This is a genomic window from Vibrio sp. S/42/10, assembly GCF_029890535.1.
GTDB lineage: Bacteria > Pseudomonadota > Gammaproteobacteria > Enterobacterales > Vibrionaceae > Vibrio > Vibrio cyclitrophicus.
Genome location: NZ_JAKMZC010000012.1, coordinates 94,393 through 116,779 on the forward strand (window position 1 = coordinate 94,393; position 22,387 = coordinate 116,779).

Annotated in this window: 23 protein-coding genes and 1 pseudogene; 10 read left to right on the forward strand and 14 right to left on the reverse strand. The window is 41.7% G+C overall.

The annotated features are described in order from the left end of the window. The first annotated feature begins 230 nt into the window (after window positions 1–230). The 4 genes from L8S15_RS14245 (at window position 231) to ttcA (ending at window position 3,897) form a co-directional block, all read left to right on the forward strand. Entirely contained in the window at window positions 231–1,070 is an 840-nt protein-coding gene (locus L8S15_RS14245) for a hypothetical protein (protein WP_010440834.1), read from the forward strand. After that, window positions 1,063–1,911 carry a glucosaminidase domain-containing protein gene (locus L8S15_RS14250; RefSeq protein ID WP_010440832.1) on the forward strand — a complete coding sequence of 283 codons (849 nt, stop codon included), beginning with the start codon at window positions 1,063–1,065 and terminating at the stop codon, window positions 1,909–1,911. The genes L8S15_RS14245 and L8S15_RS14250 overlap by 8 nt, the downstream gene beginning before the upstream one ends. 121 nt (window positions 1,912–2,032) lie before the next feature. After that, window positions 2,033–2,683, forward strand: a complete 651-nt coding sequence (locus tag L8S15_RS14255) for a DUF2987 domain-containing protein (protein ID WP_010440830.1) — start codon at window positions 2,033–2,035, stop codon at window positions 2,681–2,683. Between the two features lie 320 nt (window positions 2,684–3,003). Then, window positions 3,004–3,897: a tRNA 2-thiocytidine(32) synthetase TtcA gene (gene ttcA, locus L8S15_RS14260; protein ID WP_010440828.1), complete on the forward strand. Its 894-nt coding sequence runs from the start codon at window positions 3,004–3,006 to the stop codon at window positions 3,895–3,897. A 121-nt stretch (window positions 3,898–4,018) separates the two neighbouring features. Here the strand turns inward: ttcA and uspE are convergent, their stop codons facing one another. The 10 genes from uspE to ccoN form a co-directional block, all read right to left on the reverse strand. After that, complete coding sequence (uspE, locus tag L8S15_RS14265) at window positions 4,019–4,969, reverse strand: universal stress protein UspE (RefSeq protein WP_010440827.1); 951 nt, start codon at window positions 4,967–4,969, stop codon at window positions 4,019–4,021. 132 nt (window positions 4,970–5,101) lie between these two features. Continuing rightward, window positions 5,102–5,848 (reverse strand): FNR family transcription factor, encoded by a 747-nt coding sequence (locus L8S15_RS14270; RefSeq protein WP_010440825.1) that lies wholly within the window; start codon window positions 5,846–5,848, stop codon window positions 5,102–5,104. A gap of 86 nt (window positions 5,849–5,934) precedes the next feature. Continuing rightward, window positions 5,935–6,609: a sulfite exporter TauE/SafE family protein gene (locus L8S15_RS14275; RefSeq protein ID WP_010440823.1), complete on the reverse strand. Its 675-nt coding sequence runs from the start codon at window positions 6,607–6,609 to the stop codon at window positions 5,935–5,937. Then, the gene (ccoS, locus tag L8S15_RS14280; protein ID WP_010440820.1) at window positions 6,599–6,871 is read right to left on the reverse strand and encodes a cbb3-type cytochrome oxidase assembly protein CcoS; all 273 of its coding nucleotides are present in this window, start codon (window positions 6,869–6,871) and stop codon (window positions 6,599–6,601) included. The genes L8S15_RS14275 and ccoS overlap by 11 nt, the downstream gene beginning before the upstream one ends. Further along, window positions 6,871–9,243, reverse strand: coding sequence for a heavy metal translocating P-type ATPase metal-binding domain-containing protein (locus tag L8S15_RS14285; protein WP_280573756.1), 2,373 nt, complete (start codon window positions 9,241–9,243; stop codon window positions 6,871–6,873). Before L8S15_RS14285 ends, ccoS begins: the two co-directional genes overlap by 1 nt. Before the next feature lie 5 nt (window positions 9,244–9,248). Further along, window positions 9,249–9,728, reverse strand: a complete 480-nt coding sequence (locus L8S15_RS14290) for a FixH family protein (protein WP_010440816.1) — start codon at window positions 9,726–9,728, stop codon at window positions 9,249–9,251. Window positions 9,729–9,813: 85 nt separating this feature from the next. Then, window positions 9,814–10,788 (reverse strand): cytochrome-c oxidase, cbb3-type subunit III, encoded by a 975-nt coding sequence (gene ccoP, locus L8S15_RS14295; RefSeq protein ID WP_010440814.1) that lies wholly within the window; start codon window positions 10,786–10,788, stop codon window positions 9,814–9,816. After that, on the reverse strand, window positions 10,788–10,964 hold the full coding sequence (locus L8S15_RS14300; protein WP_009846708.1) for a CcoQ/FixQ family Cbb3-type cytochrome c oxidase assembly chaperone: 177 nt from the start codon (window positions 10,962–10,964) through the stop codon (window positions 10,788–10,790). The genes ccoP and L8S15_RS14300 overlap by 1 nt, the downstream gene beginning before the upstream one ends. Window positions 10,965–10,973: 9 nt before the next feature. Next, window positions 10,974–11,594 carry a cytochrome-c oxidase, cbb3-type subunit II gene (ccoO, locus tag L8S15_RS14305; RefSeq protein WP_016767204.1) on the reverse strand — a complete coding sequence of 207 codons (621 nt, stop codon included), beginning with the start codon at window positions 11,592–11,594 and terminating at the stop codon, window positions 10,974–10,976. Between the two features lie 11 nt (window positions 11,595–11,605). After that, window positions 11,606–13,039, reverse strand: coding sequence for a cytochrome-c oxidase, cbb3-type subunit I (ccoN, locus tag L8S15_RS14310; protein ID WP_008221953.1), 1,434 nt, complete (start codon window positions 13,037–13,039; stop codon window positions 11,606–11,608). Window positions 13,040–13,291: 252 nt separating this feature from the next. On the opposite strand from ccoN, the gene L8S15_RS14315 reads away from it, so the two are divergent. The 6 genes and pseudogenes from L8S15_RS14315 (at window position 13,292) to L8S15_RS14340 (ending at window position 19,640) form a co-directional block, all read left to right on the forward strand. Then, window positions 13,292–13,657 (forward strand): hypothetical protein, encoded by a 366-nt coding sequence (locus tag L8S15_RS14315; RefSeq protein WP_280573764.1) that lies wholly within the window; start codon window positions 13,292–13,294, stop codon window positions 13,655–13,657. Window positions 13,658–13,772: 115 nt separating this feature from the next. Next, window positions 13,773–14,957 carry an FIST N-terminal domain-containing protein gene (locus L8S15_RS14320; protein ID WP_016767202.1) on the forward strand — a complete coding sequence of 395 codons (1,185 nt, stop codon included), beginning with the start codon at window positions 13,773–13,775 and terminating at the stop codon, window positions 14,955–14,957. After that, the gene (locus L8S15_RS14325) at window positions 14,957–16,681 is read left to right on the forward strand and encodes an ATP-binding protein (protein WP_010440805.1); all 1,725 of its coding nucleotides are present in this window, start codon (window positions 14,957–14,959) and stop codon (window positions 16,679–16,681) included. The genes L8S15_RS14320 and L8S15_RS14325 overlap by 1 nt, the downstream gene beginning before the upstream one ends. 275 nt (window positions 16,682–16,956) lie before the next feature. Beyond that, window positions 16,957–17,868, forward strand: a pseudogene (locus L8S15_RS14330) (ISNCY family transposase); the annotation flags it as partial. 225 nt (window positions 17,869–18,093) lie between these two features. Further along, window positions 18,094–18,693 carry a porin family protein gene (locus L8S15_RS14335; RefSeq protein ID WP_010440796.1) on the forward strand — a complete coding sequence of 200 codons (600 nt, stop codon included), beginning with the start codon at window positions 18,094–18,096 and terminating at the stop codon, window positions 18,691–18,693. A gap of 332 nt (window positions 18,694–19,025) precedes the next feature. Further along, window positions 19,026–19,640 (forward strand): DUF2971 domain-containing protein, encoded by a 615-nt coding sequence (locus tag L8S15_RS14340; protein ID WP_280573768.1) that lies wholly within the window; start codon window positions 19,026–19,028, stop codon window positions 19,638–19,640. An 88-nt stretch (window positions 19,641–19,728) separates the two neighbouring features. On the opposite strand, the gene L8S15_RS14345 is transcribed toward L8S15_RS14340, so the two are convergent. From L8S15_RS14345 to matP, 4 genes are all read right to left on the reverse strand, one after another. Then, window positions 19,729–20,949, reverse strand: a complete 1,221-nt coding sequence (locus L8S15_RS14345; RefSeq protein ID WP_016767715.1) for a hypothetical protein — start codon at window positions 20,947–20,949, stop codon at window positions 19,729–19,731. Between the two features lie 142 nt (window positions 20,950–21,091). Next, window positions 21,092–21,403, reverse strand: coding sequence for a hypothetical protein (locus L8S15_RS14350; RefSeq protein WP_010440791.1), 312 nt, complete (start codon window positions 21,401–21,403; stop codon window positions 21,092–21,094). Window positions 21,404–21,507: 104 nt separating this feature from the next. Beyond that, a complete protein-coding gene (locus tag L8S15_RS14355; RefSeq protein WP_010440789.1) occupies window positions 21,508–21,816 on the reverse strand; it encodes a DUF3634 family protein in 309 nt (102 codons plus the stop codon). A 21-nt stretch (window positions 21,817–21,837) separates the two neighbouring features. Beyond that, a complete protein-coding gene (matP, locus tag L8S15_RS14360; RefSeq protein ID WP_010440786.1) occupies window positions 21,838–22,293 on the reverse strand; it encodes a macrodomain Ter protein MatP in 456 nt (151 codons plus the stop codon). Between the last annotated feature and the right edge of the window lie 94 nt (window positions 22,294–22,387).

Below are 22,387 nucleotides of genomic sequence, written 5' to 3' on the forward strand. Positions count from 1 at the left end.
GTTATTAGAAGACAAAAAATTTCGCAGGTAAAAGTAAACATCCTTTACCATACTGTAATTTACAAGGTTTACATCCCAATAAGTGTCTAATTATTAACCATTAAGGCATAAAAGCAAGGCTTGTTACAGATTCATATTTTAGTTTGTATTCGACATATGAGTATAATGAAGCCAATTTTTTATCAATAAGTTAGGTAGCTTCGATAAAGTAAGCACACCTAGGTATCATTATGAACAACGACATCGAAAAAGATTTTAATTTAGGCGGTAATATCAACCGTGCTCTTTCAGGGGATTATGAGCTTAAAGCAACAGCTGTATTCCAAGAAGCTTGGAAGCATACCGTTAGTCACTTTCTTTCGTTTTCTCCTGCGATTGTTGCTCTTATGTTCGTGCAACTGGCTATTTTCTATATAGCATTGAAATTACAACTGGGTGATCCTGCCATCATCCTAGATGCCGTTATCGACCCAGAAGCGTTTACACCACAGATTGTTGAATCTATTTTCATTGCTAACTTTAGCTATGAAGTAGTGAGTGCACCTATTTACGCAGGCATCAGCCTAATGGCAATGAGCCATGCGGCAGGCTTGCGAACCAAAACGCGTCATATTGGTAAAGGTTTGCAATTTACTGTGCCTGTCATCTTAGTGACCTTGTTCAGTCTAATGTTGCAAGGTATCGCAGGTATGCTATTACCGTTTCTTTCTATCTACTTCTCATTAGCTTTCAGCCATTCAATTCTGTTGATTTGTGATAAGAAAGTGCCTCCTATGCAATCTTTATTGCTTTCTCTACGAGCAGTAAATAAGAAAATCTTCACCGTTGCGTCTATTTATTTAATGGTGATGTTGATGTTTATTGTTGCAGCGATGATGTACGGCATTGGTTTGATCTTCGTACTTCCATTCTTTTTCCACGTGAAAGGTATTCTTTATCGTGAAATGTTTGGCATCAAGTTGAAGCTTATTGCGTCAGATCGTCCAAGTAACGATGACGACAGTAACAATGATGGCAACAACAGTAACAGCGACGATAACAACAAAAATCCACAGGTGTTCGATGCGTAATAATGCTCAAGCAGGCGTTGGAAAATCTCTGGCGTTGAAAGTAACCGCACTGGCGATCGTTGGTTCTATCTCATTAGTTGGCCCATACATTTACCAAGAAGAAGAGCGTCGACGCACAACAGAGCAAAGTTCTAATTCAATCAATCAATTTGGTGACTTGTCGGTTTCTTCAAGCGCACCTGATTTTGCTGCTATCGAAGATGTAAACGAGAAAAAAGACACTTTCTTTTCGTTCTTACGTCCAAGCATCAATATTGAAAATAAACGTATTACGAAAGAGCGTGTATTTTTGACCAAGATTTCAGAGTCAGGTTTGAGCAATATTGACGCTGAAGGTACGTCGTATGCAAAAAGGCTAGGGAAATTGTACAGTTTACCAGTGCCACCTTCAGGTTTAGATCAATCTTGGCTAACTGAAATGCTGAACCGCGTAAACGTACTGCCAGAAGCGCTTGTGCTCACACAGGCTGCTAATGAATCGGCTTGGGGAACATCGCGTTTTGCCACCAAAGCAAACAACTATTTCGGACACTGGTGTTATACCAAGGGTTGTGGCCTTGTTCCGCTACAACGTAACGAAGGTAGCTCGCATGAAGTCGCCACATTCTCTTCAAGCCAAGAATCCGTGCACCGTTACTTCATGAACCTTAATCGCAATCGTGCTTACGCAGCTCTAAGAGCGATTCGTGCAAAACTTGCTGCGCAAGGTGATGATATTTTAACAACCGAGACAGCGACAGAGCTCACCAATGGCTTGTTAAAATATTCTGAGCGAGGTTCAGACTATGTGACTGATTTACAAGCTATGATCCGTCATAACGCGGTATACTGGAAAAAGTAACTCGATTTGATATCAGTTGGTTGCCTTTCATAGTAGGTTATGACCAATCGGCATTACATAAAGAGCAGCTCATGGCTGCTCTTTCTATTTATAAACGCTCAACTTTAACAAGATTATAATAATGAAAAAGACAGCACTCGCTTTATTAGCCTCATTAAGCCTTGGGGTCTCTTTACCCGCTGCAGCGCAAGAGTACATGTTCACGTATTCTAAGCTCTACACACAACTTAAGAACAATACCAAAGAAGGGCACGATGACGTCAAAGTTGCGGTCTTCTTTGTTGATCAACAAGCTCAAACAATTTGCCACATCAGCAAAGCGTGGATGGAAAAAGAAGAGCACTACGAAGAGCTAAAAGTATCTCCAACACATGAATTACTTTTACCTGTAGATCAAAACCTTCGTTCAGCAAACCCACTTATCTTTGTTCAAACTCAAGAGCAAGAATGTGCGTATTCTTTGGTTGTAATGACTCAAGAACCTTTGGCTGGAACAGTTGAGGTTGCACTACTGGAAAGCCTGTTACCACAGATGCAAGCGATGTTAGAAGACGTCAGCGGCATGTTCTCTAGTTGGTTCACGCCGGATGTTGAAGGGTTAACCTTGGAATTTGATAATAAGCTTGAAGGCAACATCGCGCTGTCTAACGGTAAGCAAATCCCAATCACACAAGGGCGTGCTAAATTCACTTTAGAAGAGCTGAACGGTAGTGACAGCATCACGTTGCCAGAGCCAACGGTTCGCGTATTGCCGTACATTCCCGCGCAATAATTTTAAACGGAATCTTTGTTAATGGGGTAAGCGTTAGCAGAATCCTTCCCCTAAACTTTCATGACATACCCTTAAGCAGCCCGATCGAATTAGAGCAGGCTGCTTTTCTTTATCTACAATACATACCTAGATCTGGCCTAGACGCGTTTCTCTAGCCGTTTAAGAGGCTTATCGAATAATAAAAGCAGAAACTTTCTATTACTCAGCTTGTTTATCCTACCGTTACTATTTCAACATGAAATAAAAATCCGTATAATCCACGCCCTAAAACAGTCCCACTAGCAATCTACAGTCGGTAATACGACGGTGTGAGAGTCGCAATGAACCAAAACGATAATAGAAAAGAAACACTTGAATTCAACAAACTTCAGAAACGTCTGAGAAGAAATGTTGGAAATGCCATCATCGACTACAACATGATCGAAGAGAATGACGTAGTAATGGCGTGTATTAGTGGCGGTAAAGATTCATTTGCGATGCTAGACATTTTGCTACGTTTACGTGAAGCAGCACCGATCAAATTTGATGTTGTGGCAGTAAACCTAGATCAAAAACAACCTGGGTTCCCTGAACACATTCTTCCTGAGTACTTTGAAACGCTGAACATTCCTTACTACATCGTAGATAAAGATACGTATTCAGTGGTTAAAGAGAAAGTGCCAGAAGGCAAAACAACGTGTGGCCTATGTTCTCGTCTTCGTCGTGGTACTTTGTACTCGTTCGCAGAAAAGATTGGCGCAACTAAGATCGCACTAGGTCACCACCTGGACGACATCGTTGAGACCATGTTCCTGAATATGTTCCACGGTGCACGCTTAAAGGCTATGCCACCAAAGCTTCGTTCAGATGATGGACGTAACGTTGTTATTCGTCCACTGACTTACTGCCGTGAAACGGACCTAATCCAATACGCTGAGCACAAAGAGTTTCCGATTATTCCTTGTAACCTGTGTGGCTCTCAAGAGAACCTACAGCGTCAGAACATTAAAGCAATGCTAATTGATTGGGATACTAAAACGCCAGGTCGTGTTGAGAAGATCTTCAAGTCAATTCAAAACGTAAGCCCAAGCCAACTAGCTGACCGCGAGTTGTTTGACTTCGTGAATCTTCCACTAGACCGTAGTGAAGACCGTAAAGCGTACGAATTCGAAGAAGCTGAAATTTCATCTTCAAACATTGATGAGTCTATGTTCATCGACGTAACGAATGTTTAGCCATTTGAGTCGATAAAGACGATGTTAACCATTCTGTATTTGGAATGGCACAGCTCTAGATAAACAAAAACGCCTCAAGCAATGCTTGAGGCATTTTTTATAAGTTAAATTTGCCGCTGACTTAACCTTTCGAAAGGTTAGGGTCTAGTGGGCTCACGTAACCTGACGGTTTAAGAGCCAACACGTCACAGTTAATCTTGTCGATAACATGTTCCGCGGTGTTACCGATAAACACAGCAGACAAGCCAGTACGGCCAGTTGTACCAAGAATAACCATCGCAGCGCTGTTTTCAGACGCAACACGTGGGATAACATCTTCAGGCAAGCCTTGCTCAACCACGGTTTGCTCTTCACACATACCGTGTTTCTGGCGTAGTGCTTTCATCGCGGTTAAGTGATGGCCACGAACTGCATCAGTATAAGAGGTTGGGTCAAACTCGGGCAATTCGATTGTGATATTCGCTGGTGTGACCGGGTAGGCGTTAACCAAGAACGGTTCAGCATCCAAACGACCAGTGATCTCAAGTAATCGGTCGACCATTGTATCATTAAGCTCTAAGTGAGCTTCAGTTTCAGAACCTACGTGAACGGAAGCAAAAATCTTCGCATGCTCTGGCCAGAACTCATTCTTAACCAGTAGCACTGGGCTAGGGCATTTTCGCAATAGATGCCAATCCGTTGGAGTGAAGATCACGGATTCTAAGGTATCATGCTTACGCGTGCCTTTGATCAAAATATCGTGCTCACCACTGTAGATTTCTGCAATGATGGCCTCATAAGGGCGATTATGCCAGACCACTTGAACGTTGAATTCGATAGCATCATCAAGGTAAGGTTCTGCGACTTTATTCATCCAGATTTCACGCTGATGAATGACACCTTTGCGCATTGCGTCTCTTTCGTCGACAGAAAGCATCGATGTCATCTCATATGAGAAATCATAGATAGACAAAAAGAAAGTGATACGACTCGTTGAAGTGCTTTTCTTGGCGAGTTGGATAGCACGAACCAGAGCAGGTTGCTCATCGTGATTAATGTCTGCGACAACTAGAATTTTGTTATAGATACTCATAACTAAGCCTACTTTTTAGACCGAACATATAAATAATGTAGCGTAGTTATGGGGAGATTAAGAGAAATATAAGAGGTTTTAAGAGAGAAACATGATGTAGCTCATTATTGAACTACATCATTGATATCTAGACTATTCTTTTGAAACGCCAGCAAGTTCCATCAGCGCATCGTGATCTTCGATAGTGATGTATTTGCCTTTAACGCTCAAGATGTCTGCTTTTTGGAAACGACCTAAAAGACGGCTAATTGTCTCGACAGTTAGACCTAAGTAGTTACCAATGTCGCCACGAGTCATCGTTAAGCGGAACTCTCTAGGGCTGAAACCACGTTGAGAGAAGCGTGTAGAAAGGTTGTAAAGGAATGCTGCAAGACGTTCTTCCGCGTTCTTCTTAGAAAGAAGCAGAATCATTTCTTGGTCACCTTTAATTTCATTACTCATCAAGCGCATAATTTGCTGACGCAATTTAGGCATTTTCCCTGACAAGTCATCAAGAATCTCATATGGAATTTCACATACCATAGAAGTTTCTAGTGCTTGAGCGAAACTAGGGTGTACATCACCCGTAATCGCGTCAAAGCCAACAAGATCGCCCGCTAGGTGGAATGCAGTAATCTGCTCATCACCTTGTTCGGTAATCGTGTAGCTCTTGATCGTTCCAGAGCGAATAGCGTATAGAGATTTAAGCTCGTCGCCGGCTTTAAATAGCTCTTGGCCTTTTTGAATAGGTTTCTTTCTCTCAATGATCTGATCAAGTTGATCGAGTTCAGATTCATTCAAAGTAAATGGGATACAGAGCTGGCTAATACTACAATCCTGGCAGTGGATTGCACAGCCACCAGACTGAACTCGTTTCGTCACAGGCTTTTCAGAAATCATAACAATCTTTCACTATTTGATATACGTCAATATTTTAGCATTCCTTCACCCGGTTGGGTAGTAAAAAAACCGGATTAAAGGAAGCTCTATACGGTATAAATAATGAGCTGTAGCGCCATATATCCGCTATAGATGCCATAAATGAGGATTAAAATTGCGCCTAGTTGGCGAAATAAGTCAGCTTGTTGCAGTTTCTTGAGAAAACTAGCGCCCATTCCCACCGTTAACATGGCAGGAAGAGTGCCTAAGCCAAATGCGAGCATAATTCCCGCTCCGTTATACCAACTTCCTGATACCGCAGCCCACGTAAGCATTGAGTAAACAAGGCCACATGGTAACCAACCCCAAATGAAGCCAAACGGCAACGCATGACTAGGGTGTTTTAGCGGCAAAAATGATTTCCCAAGAGGAGATATATAGCGCCATAGTTTTTGCCCAACTTTTTCAAAGAACAGCAAACCAAACCACCACTTACCAATATATAGTCCCAAGATGATCATGAACACCGCAGCAAACAGGCGAAGCCAAGCTAACAAGGTATTGAAATCGCTCAACTGTCCAATAGAAGAAATGGCACCACCAATCAGACCGCCAATAACGGCATAACTTGATAAACGGCCGAGGTTGTAAAGTAGGGGAATGAAAGGAGAAGGTTTAGCGTTGCCAATCGATAGAAGCGAAGCAATACCACCACACATTCCCATGCAATGGCCTGCACCGATCAACCCAACAAGAAAGGCTCCGATCCAATCAGGCGTCATCATTCTTTTTTTCTAAGTCTGTTTGGATTTCTAAGTCAACGTGATTTTCCTCAGAGGTAAGAGTAATCACTTCGGCTTTTCTTTTCACAACAGGTTTGCTGTCGGAGTTATTGTGAGCATGGCTGTCTTCATCAAAAAGAATATTGTGGCCTTGGCGTTCAAGGTCTTCAAACTGCTCACTTTTAACGGCCCATAGAAAGATTCCGACAGCGATACAAACAAGCACGATCGCGATTGGAATGAGGATATATAAACTTTCCATTATTTACCTTGCTCTTTTAAAAGCCTTAACGAGTTAGACACAACAATAATAGAGCTAGCAGACATGCCAACAACGGCAATGTATGGAGCAACCAAACCTGCGACAGCCAGTGGAAGGATAAGTAAGTTGTATCCCAATGACCACGCTAAGTTTTCACGGATTATCTTACGCGTTTTTAGTGCCAATGTACGCGACTTAAGTAATCTATCGAGTTTATCACCTAAGAGCACCATGTCAGCCGAGGCTTTCGCTACATCCGTACCGCCACCCATCGCAACGGATAGGTGGGCGCCAGCAAGGATAGGCGCATCATTAATGCCATCGCCAACCATCATTGTGATGTCGCTTGCGTCTCTAGAGTTGAGGTAAGCAAGCTTATCTTCTGGTTTCGCGCTAGCAACAATATCGGCAATACCAATTTCTTCCGCAACAGGTTTCGCGTTAATCAAAGAATCCCCAGTAAGCAACGTAGTTTTGATACCTGCTTCTTTGAACTTTTTTATAAACTCAATACTTTCTTTACGAATTGGGTCTTCATAAGTAAACGTTGCGATATGACGACCTGTCATCGACAAATAAATACCATTGCTTTTAGATGGTTGAGATTCACCTAGAATAAACTCGCTACTGCCAATCGCAACTTTTTGTCCGTTCCATTCACCAGTGATGCCTGAGCCAATCACGTTGTTAACAGATTCAACTTCAACATCATCTGCAATGAAGGCTTTGAACGCTTTGGCAATAGGGTGGTTAGCGTGTTGTTCGAGACTAGCTGCTATTTGTAAACAAGTGTCTTTATCGAGATTTGCAAAAGTTTCAACTTGGCTGATACGAATATCACCTTCAGTTAAGGTTCCCGTCTTATCAATGATCAAGTGATTCACTTTGCAAAGCGTTTCAAATACGTGGCCTTTGCGCAGCAAAATACCGAAGTTACCCATGCGGGAAGTTGAACACGTAATCGCTGTAGGTGTCGCAAGAGAGAGAGCACAAGGGCACGTCGCTACTAAAACTGAAAGCATGATCCAGAAAGCATCTTCTGGACGTGTTTGGTGCCAGTAAAACCAGGTACCGAATGAGATAATTAAAATTACCGCCACAAAGTATCTAGCCACTACATCGGCAATTTCAGCAATTCTAGGTTTAGAAAGTTGAGCTTCATCTTGAAGGCGAACTATATTGGAAATCACTGAGTCCGCTTTTGACGTCATCACTTCCAATTCAAACGATTCATCGCCATTCAATGTACCAGCGAAGACCGTATCACCCTCATTCTTAAACACATGGATAGATTCGCCTGTCAGCATGGATTCATCGATATGAATTCTGCCAGACAATACTTTGCCATCTGCGGGAATATGTTCACCCGGTAGAACGCGAATTTGGTCGCCAACCTTCAAAGTTTTAACCGGAACTTGTTCACCGTCTAGCGTTGTCGCCATAGCAGGAACTAGCTTTAGTAGGTTTCCGCTCGCAGCCGCAGCTTTTCGGCGTGCTCGCATTTCAAGGAAACGGCCAAGCAATAAAAAGAAGGTGAACATCGAAATCGATTCGAAGAATACTTCACCTTGCTCGGTTACCGTTGCCACTAAACTCGCGATGTAGGCAAATAGTAAAGCGATCGACACCGGAACATCCATACCCAGTGTTCGGCCTTTAATACTGCGCCAAGCATTGACATAGAAAGGTAACGCAGAATAGAGCAGTACAGGCGTTGCAAAGATCAAACTAACCCAGCGGAAGTAACTTTTGAATTCAGGCTCCAGGCTACCAAACACTTCAAGATAAAGTGCCACAGCCAACATCATGACTTGCATGGTCGCCAAACCAGCAACACCAAGACGATAGAGGTAGTTTTTCATCGAGCGATGATAGGCGGCTTCTTGTTGATCGGCTTCAAAAGGTGCAGCTTTGTAACCTAGTGTATGTATTGCCGATAACAACTCGCTAAGTTTCACTTGCGTATTATCCCAGCTAAGCAAAGCACGATTAGTGGTTGTATTTACACGAATACTGCCAACACCATGTTTTGAGGATACTTGCTTCTCAATCAGCCATGCACAGGCAGCACAAGACACACCATCAAGTGACAGCGTCACTTCTGAGGTGTTTTCTGAGTTACGAACGAACTCTAATTGAACATCTTCATTATCATAATGACTGAGTGCTAGAAGTTGCTCTGGCACGAGATCAGCTTTCTCAGCTGGAGCGGTGCGGTATTGATAATAAGAAACCAAACCGCTATCAACGATGGTCTGAGCTACGGTCTCGCAGCCCGGACAACACATCTTACGAGCCGATCCTAGAATCTCAACTTCAAAATCCGTTTCCGCTGGTACATCTTCACCGCAGTGATAACAGGATTCACACATAAGCTTTAATTCGTTAGTTGAGTAGGTGTATCAATAGGAAAGTTCATGCGGCCTTGCACCAACCATTCAGAGTCATGCGGAGATAGTTCAATAAACCATGGACCTTGCATTTCGTGGTCTAGAGTCAGCGTATAGTTACCCTTCGCATCAGCAGTAAGAAGCTGCGTGAAATCGCGGTCAGGCAATGTTCTGTGCACGAACATAGCGTTAATAGCAGGGAAGTGGTCAAGCTTACCTTTGTCGAGAGTAATGACAACTGAGTTACCTTTCTCGTTAACGGTAGCTGATAGGCCGAGTTCCTTTGCAATATTTACTTTTGAAATATCGACGTTAATGCCTTTTCCTTTTTTATAGTAATCCTCAGTCACTAAATCGACAGAGTTTTGAGTGAACACAATCACCGTCATAATCGTCCAAATCACAACTGTCGCCGGCAACGCGATTAAGAACCACGGCCAAAACTGTTTATACCAAGGCTTTACCATAAAAAATATCTCAAAAAAGAATAAAAAGAAGGGGTTATAAAATAAAGGAAAGACAGCCCCTTAGAAAGAGGCTGTTATTGAAATGTTACTTATTATCCGAGTTGCTTAAGCTCCAAACGTACGATGCAACAAGCTGAACTTTGTCTTCGCCTAGAATATCTTTCCAAGCGGGCATTACGCCAGAACGTCCGTTCATTACTGTTTCAGTTACATCAGCACGAGAATCGCCGAACAACCAATCGCGGTCTGTTAGGTCAGGTGCACCTACTGCAGGGTTACCCTTACCATCAGTACCGTGACATGCAGCACACACGACGAAACGTGCTTTACCTGCTTCAGCTTCACGTACATTAACACTACGACCAGAAAGGCTAAGAGTATAGCTAACTACTTCTTTAACACCTTGCTCGCCTAGAGCGTCTTTCCACGCTGGCATTTGACCAACACGACCGTGCATGATCGTCGTAACGATAGCTTGTGGTTCACCACCATATAGCCATGCGTCATCAGTTAGGTTAGGAAAACCTTTCTGACCACGAGCATCAGAGCCGTGACACTGAGAACAGTTTTGCAAGAATAAACGTTGGCCTACTTTGATTGCGTCAGAGTCTGATGCAATGTCAGGGACAGAACGTAAACCATTTTCGTCGTGAGCTAGCTTTTTGAACGCTTCACCAAAGTAGGTGTTAGCATCATCAAGCTCTTTCGCGTACTCGTCTAATTGTTTGTTTGCTTGAGCCGCAGCGATTGAAGAGCGAGACTCTTCGATACTGCGAACTTCTTGGTTTGAACTTGTCCAACCGAGTAGGCCTTTAAAGTTGCCAAGGCCAGGGTATAGAGCAAGGTAAACCGCTGCAAACACAATTGTACTGATGAAAAGGTATGTCCACCATTTTGGTAGTGGGTTATTAAGCTCGCGAATACCATCGTATTCGTGGCCCATATCATGACCTTCTTCTACGCCTGTTCTATCTTTAAAACACCAACGAAGTAAGACCGCACAACCAATTAGGGTACCAATCGTAATCGCACTAACCCAGATACTCCAGAATGTACTCATTACTTTGTCACTCCTTGATTTTTAGAACTTGTTGCCGGCTCGTCGTCTGCGAACACAAGGTTCGCGTCTTCGTCGAAACGTGATTTACGATTCTTGCCATATGCCCACCAAACGATGCCAATGAAACAAGCAAAAACAGTAACAGTCCAAACACTTTGAAATGTAATAATATCCATAATTATTCCTTATTTCATTGCGTGGCCAAGCGATTGAAGGTAAGCGATGATTGCATCCATCTCTGTTTTTCCTTCAACATCTTGTTTAGCGTTAGCAATTTGTTCGTCTGTGTAAGGAACACCAAATTGATTACGGAAGAGTTCAAGCTTCTGTTTAGTCAATTTGCCATCAAGTACGTTCTCAGCAAGCCATGGGAAACCAGGCATGTTTGATTCAGGAACAAGTTCTCGAGGGTCTAGAAGGTGAACACGGTGCCACTCATCAGAGTAACGATCACCAACACGCGCCAGATCAGGACCTGTACGCTTAGAACCCCATAAGAATGGGTGTTCCCAAACGCTTTCGCCAGCTACAGAGTAGTGACCATAACGTTCAGTTTCAGAGCGGAAAGGGCGAATCATTTGACTGTGACATACGTTACAACCTTCGCGGATATAGATATCACGACCTTCCATTTCCAGAGCAGAGTAAACGCGTAGGTTTTCTACAGGTTCTGTTGTCTGCTTTTGGAAAATAAGAGGGGTGATTTCTACTAAAGCACCAAAGCTGATAGCAATAACGATCAAGATCGCTAGTAAGCCAACGTTTTTCTCGACCAACTCATGGCGATTATTTGAATTTGAGCTCATTCTAAATCTCCTTAAGCCGGTTGAGGGATAGCTTTAAGGCTATCTTTAGGTGCTGAAACAGTTTTGTACGTGTTGTATGCCAATAAGAACATACCAGATAGGAAGATGAAACCACCTAAGAAACGTACAAAGTAGAACGGGTAAGAGGCTTCTACAGACTCTACAAAGCTGTAAGTCAATGTACCGTCAGAGTTAACTGCACGCCACATCAGACCTTGCATCACACCAGAAATCCACATTGCAACAATGTAGAAAACCGTACCAATCGTTGCTAACCAGAAGTGAACATTAATTAGAGATACAGAGTACATACGCTCTTGACCAAATAGTTTAGGAACTAAGTGGTAAACCGAACCGATAGAAACCATAGCAACCCAACCTAACGCACCAGAGTGAACGTGACCGATAGTCCAGTCCGTGTAGTGAGATAGTGCGTTAACCGTTTTAATTGCCATCATAGGGCCTTCGAAAGTCGACATGCCGTAGAATGATAGAGAAACGATTAGGAAACGTAGGATCGGATCGTAACGTAGCTTATGCCACGCACCAGATAGAGTCATGATACCGTTGATCATGCCACCCCAAGATGGAGCAAACAGTACCAAAGACATAACCATACCTAGAGATTGAGTCCAGTCTGGAAGTGCAGTGTAGTGTAGGTGGTGAGGACCAGCCCAGATATACAATGACACAAGAGCCCAGAAGTGAACAATCGACAAACGGTAAGAGTAAACAGGGCGACCAGCTTGTTTAGGGACGAAGTAATACATCATACCTAGGAAACCAGCTGTCAATAGGAAGCCTACCGCATTGTGTCCGTACCACCATTGCACCATTGCATCGATCGCACCGGAGTAAATCGAGTACGATTTAAACGCAGATACAGGAACAGCCAGGCTGTTAACGATGTGCAACACGGCAACCGTGATGATGAAGGCTCCGAAGAACCAGTTAGCTACATAAATGTGCGATGTCTTACGCTTAATCATGGTTCCGAAGAACACGACCGCATAAGCTACCCACACAAGAGTAATAGCAATATCGATTGGCCATTCAAGTTCTGCGTATTCTTTACCAGAGGTTAAACCTAACGGTAAAGTAATTGCAGCGGACAGGATAATCGCTTGCCAACCCCAAAAGGTAAAGGCTACGAGAGGACCACCAAAGAGACGCGTCTGACAGGTACGTTGTACAACATAATATGATGTTGCAAACAGCGCACTTGTACCGAACGCAAAAATAACCGCATTAGTATGCAGGGGACGTAAACGACTGTACGTCAGCCACGGCGTATCAAAGTTTAGCTGTGGCCAAACTAATTGAGCGGCAATCAAAACACCAACGCCCATACCGACAATACCCCACAAAATTGTAACGAGGGTAAATTGACGGACGACCGTATAGTTGTAGTTTTGTTCAAGCTGCTTTTCTTGGCTCATTTGCATGCTTCCAATTTCTTATTTACTACACTTTACTTCCAACACGACTCACGTCGTAATGCCACCCAAATTAGAAAAGGAAATTCAGCCTATTCAGGGCTTTATTTCCACTTGCTGATTTTAAAAAAAAGTGGCATTTTCAACGCGACACTATACTTGAATTAACAAATCAATGACAGAGTAGTAACCTTACGCTTGGTCTGGAATTGGATTTTTATTTAAAAACTTTGAACTTTGTAACAAGGAGTAAAGATTATAATGGCGGCACAAAAGCTAACAAAGGGCAGGCTTGTTCAAATTATCGTCATGTTGGTTGTTTTAATAGCTGCATTTACTTGGAGAACAGTAACATACGACAATTACGCGACGGTGAACTGTATAATTTCAAAACCTTGTGAATTTGGTATTGATAAACATAATGTTTTGATTTCGGGTGATAGCCTAGGGTATTCAATTGAAACATCTGAAACTGGCAAATTTATCATTAGTAATAATGGAAGCGAAATTTTAGAAGAAAAAAGCCCAACCAATTGGCTTTTACAAACTAGTGCTAAGACCTCCTCAATAACAGTTACATTTCCACAACAGGTAAGTACGTTTTCTGTAAACCTTTCAAAAGAGTAATAAGGCCAAAACTGAGTTACTCCTCGGTTCTTTTGATAGAAATATGTACCAAATCAGTGAAATACAATGCATTTAAGTGTTATAAAGAGTGCATTAATAAAGTTTCCAGAAATCTATGAAATTTCTATCAAAAGTCTCTTATGCCTTAAGTGAAAACATCGCGATAGATGAGTTGCTCAGCGGGGTCGAAAACGCCGAGGAAATTGCTTGTCTTATTTGCTACTGCACAGAAGAGTACTCGACGCTCGCTGTACAGCGCTATTTAGTAGATGCTCTTCCAAACAGTCCGATACACGGATGTACCACCTGCCACGGTATCATGACCGAAACTGGGTTCCATTCTGGACCTGTGATTGGTGTACTTATCATCTATGACTCAGGGATCAACGCTTATGGTACTGGTATTGAGCACTTTGGTGAAACCATAGAGCACAGTACCTTCAACGCCATCGATAAAGCACTACAGAACGCCAATCGAGAAGGTGAAATACCCGACCTCATCTTGCTTCACTCGACGCCTGGCAATGAAGAAAAAGTGATGACAGCGATCGATAAGAAATTCGGTACTGAGGTGCCTATTATTGGTGGAAGCGCTGCCGACAACCAGGTTTCTGGAAATTGGAGCATATTTACTGAAGAATCGATCTCTATCAATGGCGTGTCACTAACCGTCATTTTTGCCTCTCAATCTATCTACTCATCCTTCAGTGCTGGTCATACTCCCACTGGTTATTCAGGTATAGTGACCAAAGTAAGAAACAGAATTTTGCTGGAAATAGACCACCGGCCGGCCACAACCGTTTACAACGAATGGACAAACTTCCATTTAGGCGGTAGCGATGATGGATATATTTTCGAAAAATCCTCTGTCTATCCACTGGGCAGAAAAGTCGGTTCTTCATACGATTATCCATATTTCAAATTATCACATTCAATTAGAGAAACAGAATGCAATGGAATCGAGCTGTTCACTGACATCAATAAGGGCGATACTATTTATTTGATGCAAGGTTCTAAGCAACAGTTAATCAGCCGAGCTGCAAACATAATCCATTCTTCTTACTATAATGATATGGATCTCGAGGAAAAATTAGGCGCTATCAACATATTTTGTGCCGGACCTATGCTACATCTGAAACAAGACATGGACGAGGTTTGCGATCAAATAAATCAAGCACTTAATGGGCTGCCATACATCTGCCCATTTACTTTTGGCGAGCAAGGAAGACTCTCTGGTGGCGAAAATGCACACGGAAATTTAATGGTGTCATCTGCAACTTTCTATAGGTTAAAAAAGTAATGAGTTCTGAAGGTCAAGAAGCACTGCAAGAAGCTCGTATTGAACTGCAAAAGCTAAAATCCCGTGAGCGTAAACTGGCTGAAGAGAATAGAGTGATCTTGTCTACTATCTCTGCGATCAGCAAGGCAAGTAACATATCAGAGATATTCTCAAGCTTGGAATATGTACTCAAAAAATACATTAAGTTTGATGACTTTATTGTGGTATCAAGGGTAGGGAAGGAAGGTGATTTCAAAACCCTGCTGACCAATAACAAAGTCTTCGAACAGATGTTGTGGACTGATTGTGGCAAGCTATCGCGTGTCATCAACGGAGAATGTGCCATCCTTTTTGAACCCAAATCATTGGGTGAATTCAACTCTTTGCATCCCATCGTTCTCGACCAAATTAATTCAGTTCTCATTACAGGTATTGATAGTGGGCTGACACAATCTGTTATTATTTTCGTCCATTCCAACACCAAGCACTTTAGTATTGAGACCAAAGCAACCCTAAACCGTTTTCGACCACTGATAGAGCGTGCTGTTTTCGATATTGAGAACAAAGAAAAGCTTGAAGCCACTGTTCGAGAACGTACTGCAGAGCTTGTTACAGCAAGAAAAGACGCGGAACGAGCGAACAAGGCAAAGTCTGAATTCTTAGCTATGATGAGCCATGAACTGAGAACGCCTTTAAACGCTATTATAGGATTGATTGACGCATTAAAATCCACACAGTTAAATGAAGAACAACAATCTATACTGCTTAATATGAGCACATCATCTGAGCTTCTATTAGCGATCATTAGTGACGTATTGGACTTTTCCAAAATAGAATCGGGATGTTTCTCACTTGCACCTCAATGGACCAATGTTAGAGACACTGTAACTTTTGTTTTATCTGAACAAATAAAAGCAGCAGACGAAAAAGGGCTTCAACTCACCGTGACCAGCGATATCCCTGAAGGTGAACTTCATTATATTGACCCGAGCCGCTTGGCACAGATTCTCTTTAACCTAATTGGCAATGCGATTAAGTTCACTAACCGCGGACATGTTCACGTTTCTATTGAATACCGACAGAGTTCATTCTACATAACAGTTGAAGACACCGGGATTGGTATCAGTTCACAGAAACTTTCTTCATTATTTAGTCCGTTCATTCAGGCCGATAGCACAATAACTCGTAGATTTGGCGGCACCGGTTTGGGTTTGGCCATCACGAAACGACTTGTTGAACTCATGCGTGGGCGTATATCTGTAGAAAGTGAACCGGACAAAGGCTCGAAATTTGAAGTACAGTTGCCGGTACTTACCAGAGTAATTAACGATCTCGTAAACGACGAACAGAATGAATGTGCACAAGAACTAAGAAGCCGTTATTCAGTATTAGTTGTCGAAGACAACCCAACGAATCAGATGGTAATCAAACTGATCCTAACGCGACAAGGCCACGAAGTATTTATTGCAAGCAACGGTGAGGAAGCGATTGGCTTTGTTGAAAGAGGCAATGATTCGATAGACATTATTTTAATGGATGTTTCTATGCCAGTAATGGATGGCTTGACCACAACCAAATGTATGAGAGACGCAAACATTCAAACGCCAATCGTCGCGCTAACAGCACACACATCAATAGAAGATAAATATTCCTGCTTAGATGCTGGTATGAATGATTTCGTTACCAAACCAGTGAGAACCAAAGAAATCACCGAGGCAATTGATAGACTGATGCTTGAGATCTAATAAACGTATTCTTAATCGAAGATTAGGAAATATGTTTATTAGGTATTTTATGGTAAATAGCCTCACTGTTAAATAGACTCCTAATTTGAAGCCTAATGGAATGATGGGGCGTTATAGAAAGAGACTAATACTATGCTTGTTAAACTCAATTTAACATAATATACATAATACGCACTGAGCTTGTAAGCGCAAAGTTAAAATGTCCCTTTAGCTCATCACCACTAGGCTTAATTGATATTGGTAAACGCTATGGACATAACAACATGCTGCTGACTATGAGTGATTCAGAGATCAATCGTTTTAAAGTAATTGAAGATGTGTGTCAGCGACGGATACGTCGAGCCGATACTGCCGAGATCCTCAGCTTGAATGTCCGTCACATCCAACGCCTGATGAACCGACTTCGTAAATACGGTGCGAGCGGATTGGCTCATCGCGCTCGCGGTAAGCCTAGCAATCATCGTTATTCAAGTGGTTATCGAAACTCGGTGCTAAGCCTTGTCCGTGAAAACTACAGCGACTTCTCACCAACACTCGCTCAAGAAAAGTTATCTGAGCTGCACAACGTGCCCATATCAAACGAAACTTTACGTCAATGGATGATCGCCGACGGACTGTGGCTTCCACATTCACAACGCAAACCTCGGGTCTATCAGCCTCGTTACCGTCGTGATTGCTTGGGTGAACTTATCCAAATTGGCGGATCCCATCATGACTGGTTTGAAGGCCGCTGTGACAAATGCTGCCTATTGGTGTTCATTGATGATGTGACTGGCCGTCTGATGAACCTAAGATTCAGCGAGACAGAATCCGCGTTTGACTACATGATGACCACGCATGAATACCTTAATGAGCACGGTAAACCCATCGCATTTTACAGTGACAAGCACTCTATTTTTCGAGTGAACCAGGAGAAACACAAACAAGTTGGCCAAACTCAATACGGCCGTGTGTTGAAAAAACTGACCATAGAACTCATCTGTGCCAAGAGCTCTCAAGCTAAAGGCCGCGTTGAGCGAGCCAACCTCACGCTGCAAGACCGACTGGTTAAAGAGATGCGCTTACAAAGTATCGACACCATCGAACAAGCCAACGCCTGGCTTCCCTACTTCATCGACGATTTTATCCATCGCTTTGCTAAGCCCGCTCAATACCTGAAAAACATGCATCGTCAGGTTCGAGAGTCAAAGTAAGGACTCGACGATATTTGCTAAATGACCATCCGACAATAAGTTACATCGTAACATAATTAAATTGTCTGATCTCACCCGTTAAAAAACTACGGTATTGATGTTTTTATTAATGATAAGCATTAAAAATCAGATAGTTAACGGGCATTCTCATTGATTTAAAAAGCTTGTATTTGATAACATATTCCCCAGATAAATAACTCATTATATTAAAGGCTTAATATGAAAATCCGCATGGTCGCTCTATCCTTCTTCACCGCTTTTGGTATCAGCTCTCAGGCTCTTGCTAATGACAATGAAAAACCTTCTAAAGATCTTGGTAGCTTTTATACTGGAGTTGATATCGGTTTTTATAATGAAACTGAATTAGAATATCGCGGGAGTGCAATTGAAGATTCATCTGACCTATCCGACCTTAGTTATAATTTAGTTGGAGGTTATGAATTCAATACCCACGATGTTGTAAAACTAGGAGTAGAAGCTGAATACCGAAAAATAGGTAAAGTGAACTTTAGTGATGTAATGGATATTGAAGGACAAGCTTTCTTCTTAAACGTAAAACCAAAATTCATTGTTAAAGGTGATGTATTAGATTTATACGTATCCCTTCTAGCTGGTATAGGCTCTATGGACATGGAAGCGCGTGCCTTTGGAACCTCCGACTCTAAATCAGAAGTTGGTTACCAAGTTGGTGGTGAGTTTGGCGCCATAGTTACAGACAATATTGACATTCATGTTGGCTATCGCTTTGCACAGGTCGAAATTGAATCTATAGATGTCTCACCTCAAACTGCTTACCTTGGCGCAAGGTACCACTTTTAAACCACCTTCAATATGAAGAACTATACAAATTAAGCCGAACTCATTTAGTTCGGCTTTGAGTTAATCGTTAAATTGAGTTTATCCATGCTTTTTAACCCTACCTGTGCACTCTATTCCGTTACGTTGTATCTTTCTCCACAATACATCAACGCTAACGATAAACAATGTAAAACAAACTACTAACAACAGAAGCTATTTTGTGTTTAAACTTTGATCTATCAATCAGTTATAAGAACAAACAGGGCACTTAAGCAATCAAATGTAATGCATTCGCACTTACATTGTAATTTAAAATGTTAACATCAGGCAATTTTGTAAAATAGGTGTTTGATATGTTACCCAAGCTTTATAAGTTCAGATCCCTTAATGATAGAAATATACAATCGATATCTGAATGCTCGCTGTGGTTTGATTACGCGAAAACCTTTAATAACCCTTTTGAATCTAACCATGCGTTCAACGAAAACCTTCAAAACGATTTCAAAGTCATGTGCTTTTCTCAGTCCAGTGACCACCCTATATTGTGGTCACAATATGGCGATAATTTTAAAGGTATGTGTATCGAATATGATCTTAATTTTTATCGTGGCAAAGCTAAACTCAACTGCTTTGAAGTCCAGTATGAAGATGACCCAACCATTTTTAATTCGTCTCCTATTATCGACTTCAAGACTCATTTTAAAACAGCTAAACTGGGAGCCGAACTGTTTAAGATTAAGCATGCAAATTGGCGTTACGAACAAGAATATCGATGGGTACTGCCTAATGAAGAGATTGTCGGGCATAAATTGTATCTGAATAGAGAATGCTTGAGATCTGTGATTCTTTCGGAACACGCTCCTGTTGATAGGAAACTGAAAGTTCTGATGACATGCCAAAGCCTCGGCATTCCAGTCAAGCATGCTATTGCTCAGCAGAATTCATTTACTTTCCAAGCAATGAACTAAGCTCTACTGTCACGGAATATGGTATTATAAAAAGTTACACCGCAACAATAATCGCCACATAAATTGTGGCTCTTTTGGTTTTCTACACCTACATATGAGTCGTTAACTTGCCTGGAACTTTGCTTTGTACCTGGCTAATCGTCGCCGCTGCCATTTGCACTGTAGAGAACCAATACGGGCGATGTTTAGCGTTGAACAAATCACTATTATCTAACGCCTCATATATAGAAAACTTCCTTCCTTGAGCCAGTGCTGCGCCATAAACCGTTCGTTCAAGAGCAGGAATATCATTAACTTCCTCAAGAAGCGCACGCTTTATAAATTGGTTACTTGGGCTCCAGTCAATGAAATCAACAAGATTTTTAAGTAATTTGAGTTCCAATTGCTCTACCATAGCCTCAAGAAACTGTGTGTTTGGTAGTACTTCAGTGCAAGCGTAATATTCATCATGCTTGTCACTTGCATCTCGGTAACCCAACATAGTTTTCACTAGTGCATCTTCAAACGTTGAAGAAAAGTGGTTACAAATTAAGAACAAAGGCAGCACTCTCAACACACCAAGAAGGATACCAACATTAGGCTCTTTTACTGAGGTTTCTTGAAGTCGAAGTCGCGTCACGTTTGACGTTACTACTAGATGTTGCCAGACCTTAGGGACGATATGTTTAATATTGCCATCATTCCACTTGATAAGCTGCTGGCTCATCAGTAAAGGAAACAATAAACGGCAATTTTCAATTCCTATCTGTCGTGCTGCAACTTTGGGGTCAAGAATGACCTTTGCTTTCTTACCGTACTTGTCTGTGAATTCACGGTTAGAAACAAACTCTATTAAGCTTGAGCTCAATGACCTACTTTTGGCCGATATCTCATGGAGCTTAGAAAAATTTAAGGATGGCGAATAAGCAGTACTAGCGAATTGATTGTAATCTGGTAGATCAGAAAACAAAGAACTTATTAAGGTGCTTTGAAGCTTTTCCAGCATCAGAGCTGAGGCGACATTGCTCACATCATCGATAACGTATCGCAATGTTTGTTGCTTCGCGACGACTTTCTCTCGATGTGCATTAACTCTGTCCTGCTCACAACGCAGCAAAACACGTTGATTGTGAGATATTCGGTCACACTCATCGAATATGACGCTATCACAGTATCGATTTTCTAAACTCAGTAATGTGTCTACTGTGGCTTGCTCAAGCTTATACTCTGGAGAGATTAACCATCGATTAAAGCGAGCCTCAATATTAATTGAGACCTTTCTAGAAATCTCAATGACTTCCGGAGTGTAATTTTTATTTGCTAACAACAACCGTGACTTTCCTTTGCCCTAAGTGTTTTTCGTCTGCATATTCTGCCTTTATAATAAAACTAATATTAATGGAAATCAGAGATTGGTTCACGAAATTGTTTCAATTAAATTAAGGTTATCTAGTTATAGTGCGTTATAGCTATCATTCTGTGATATGTAACCGGATAAACTTCTCAGGAAAGCTGTATTTGTACTTTTTCTTTTTTGGTAAATGCTTTTTGGCCTGTTTACAGATTTGAGGATCGCCCGATGTTCTTACTCTTTTGATTCTTGTATAGCCTTTGAAATGCTTCATCTCAATCATCAGGTCGCAATAGCCCACTACGTCAACATTGCTCTTGCTGACACCTTTGATGACAGTCGCTTTAATCTTCTTTGCTACTGGATTAGTCAATGCATCATCACTGAGTACGTGTAAGGATAAGAAATAAAAAAAGAATATTAGGTATTTCATACTGGTCTCAATTATTAAGTTGGAGAACAGTATGCAAGTAATTGAGATAAATTGAGGACTAACTAAGTATGGCTATTCACCAACCGAGGCTTAATTTTCGACAATTACGCTTTCTTTGAACCTCTAGACTTGAAGCCGTTGTGCGGAAACACGTTACGAATACGTTGTTGAACATTTTTAGGTACCTCTTTAGTGAACTTAAGATTATAGCCAGAGCGTTTTGCGTACACTTTTAGTTCACCTTTAAAGGCGTTGTTATTACCAATTTCTTGAAGGTTATGCTTAAAACTCGGAGGAAGATGACCTTTAACCTGTTCAATAACGCCGTCGTTGAATTTGATTTTCAATACGGGTCTATCTATTGCCACTAACCAAAAAACCAAGACTGCACCGATTAAGATTACATACATCATAATGTCACCACTTATTGATGATTACTTGTCGTCAGAAAGAAGTTTACTCAAGTCTTCTTTAAGGCTTGTTACTGTCTTACTAGCCTGCTCACTACGAGAGGCTTCGCTCACAAGGTATTCAATGGCATCCGATAACGTGCAGCCCAATTCGTTCGCGCGTTGAGATAACTTTTCCCAGACGCGGTAATCAAGGTCGATTGATTTCTTTTTTGTGTGAACTTGTTCAGCATTGAAATGGCGTTTTCGCTTCGCTCTGATCGCTTGTTTAAGCTTGTTATCGAGCTCAGGAGACATGTTGTTAGAGATCCATTCGAGAACGCCTGTAGGTTGGTGTTCAAGCTTCAATAAGGCTTGTACAGCAACGTCAGCTTCGCTTGAATCAATATGGCAAGTGATCGATTCGCCTTCTTTCCATTTCTTGACCAAATAGTTCCATTTCCAACCACATTCCAAGTTTTCAAGTTGCTGATATTTCATGTCTAATCTCGAGTGTAAAACCTAGTGACAGCGTAACCCAAAGCGGGCTAATTAACAATTATTGTCTTGAAAGAATAGACCAAGATCATACTTA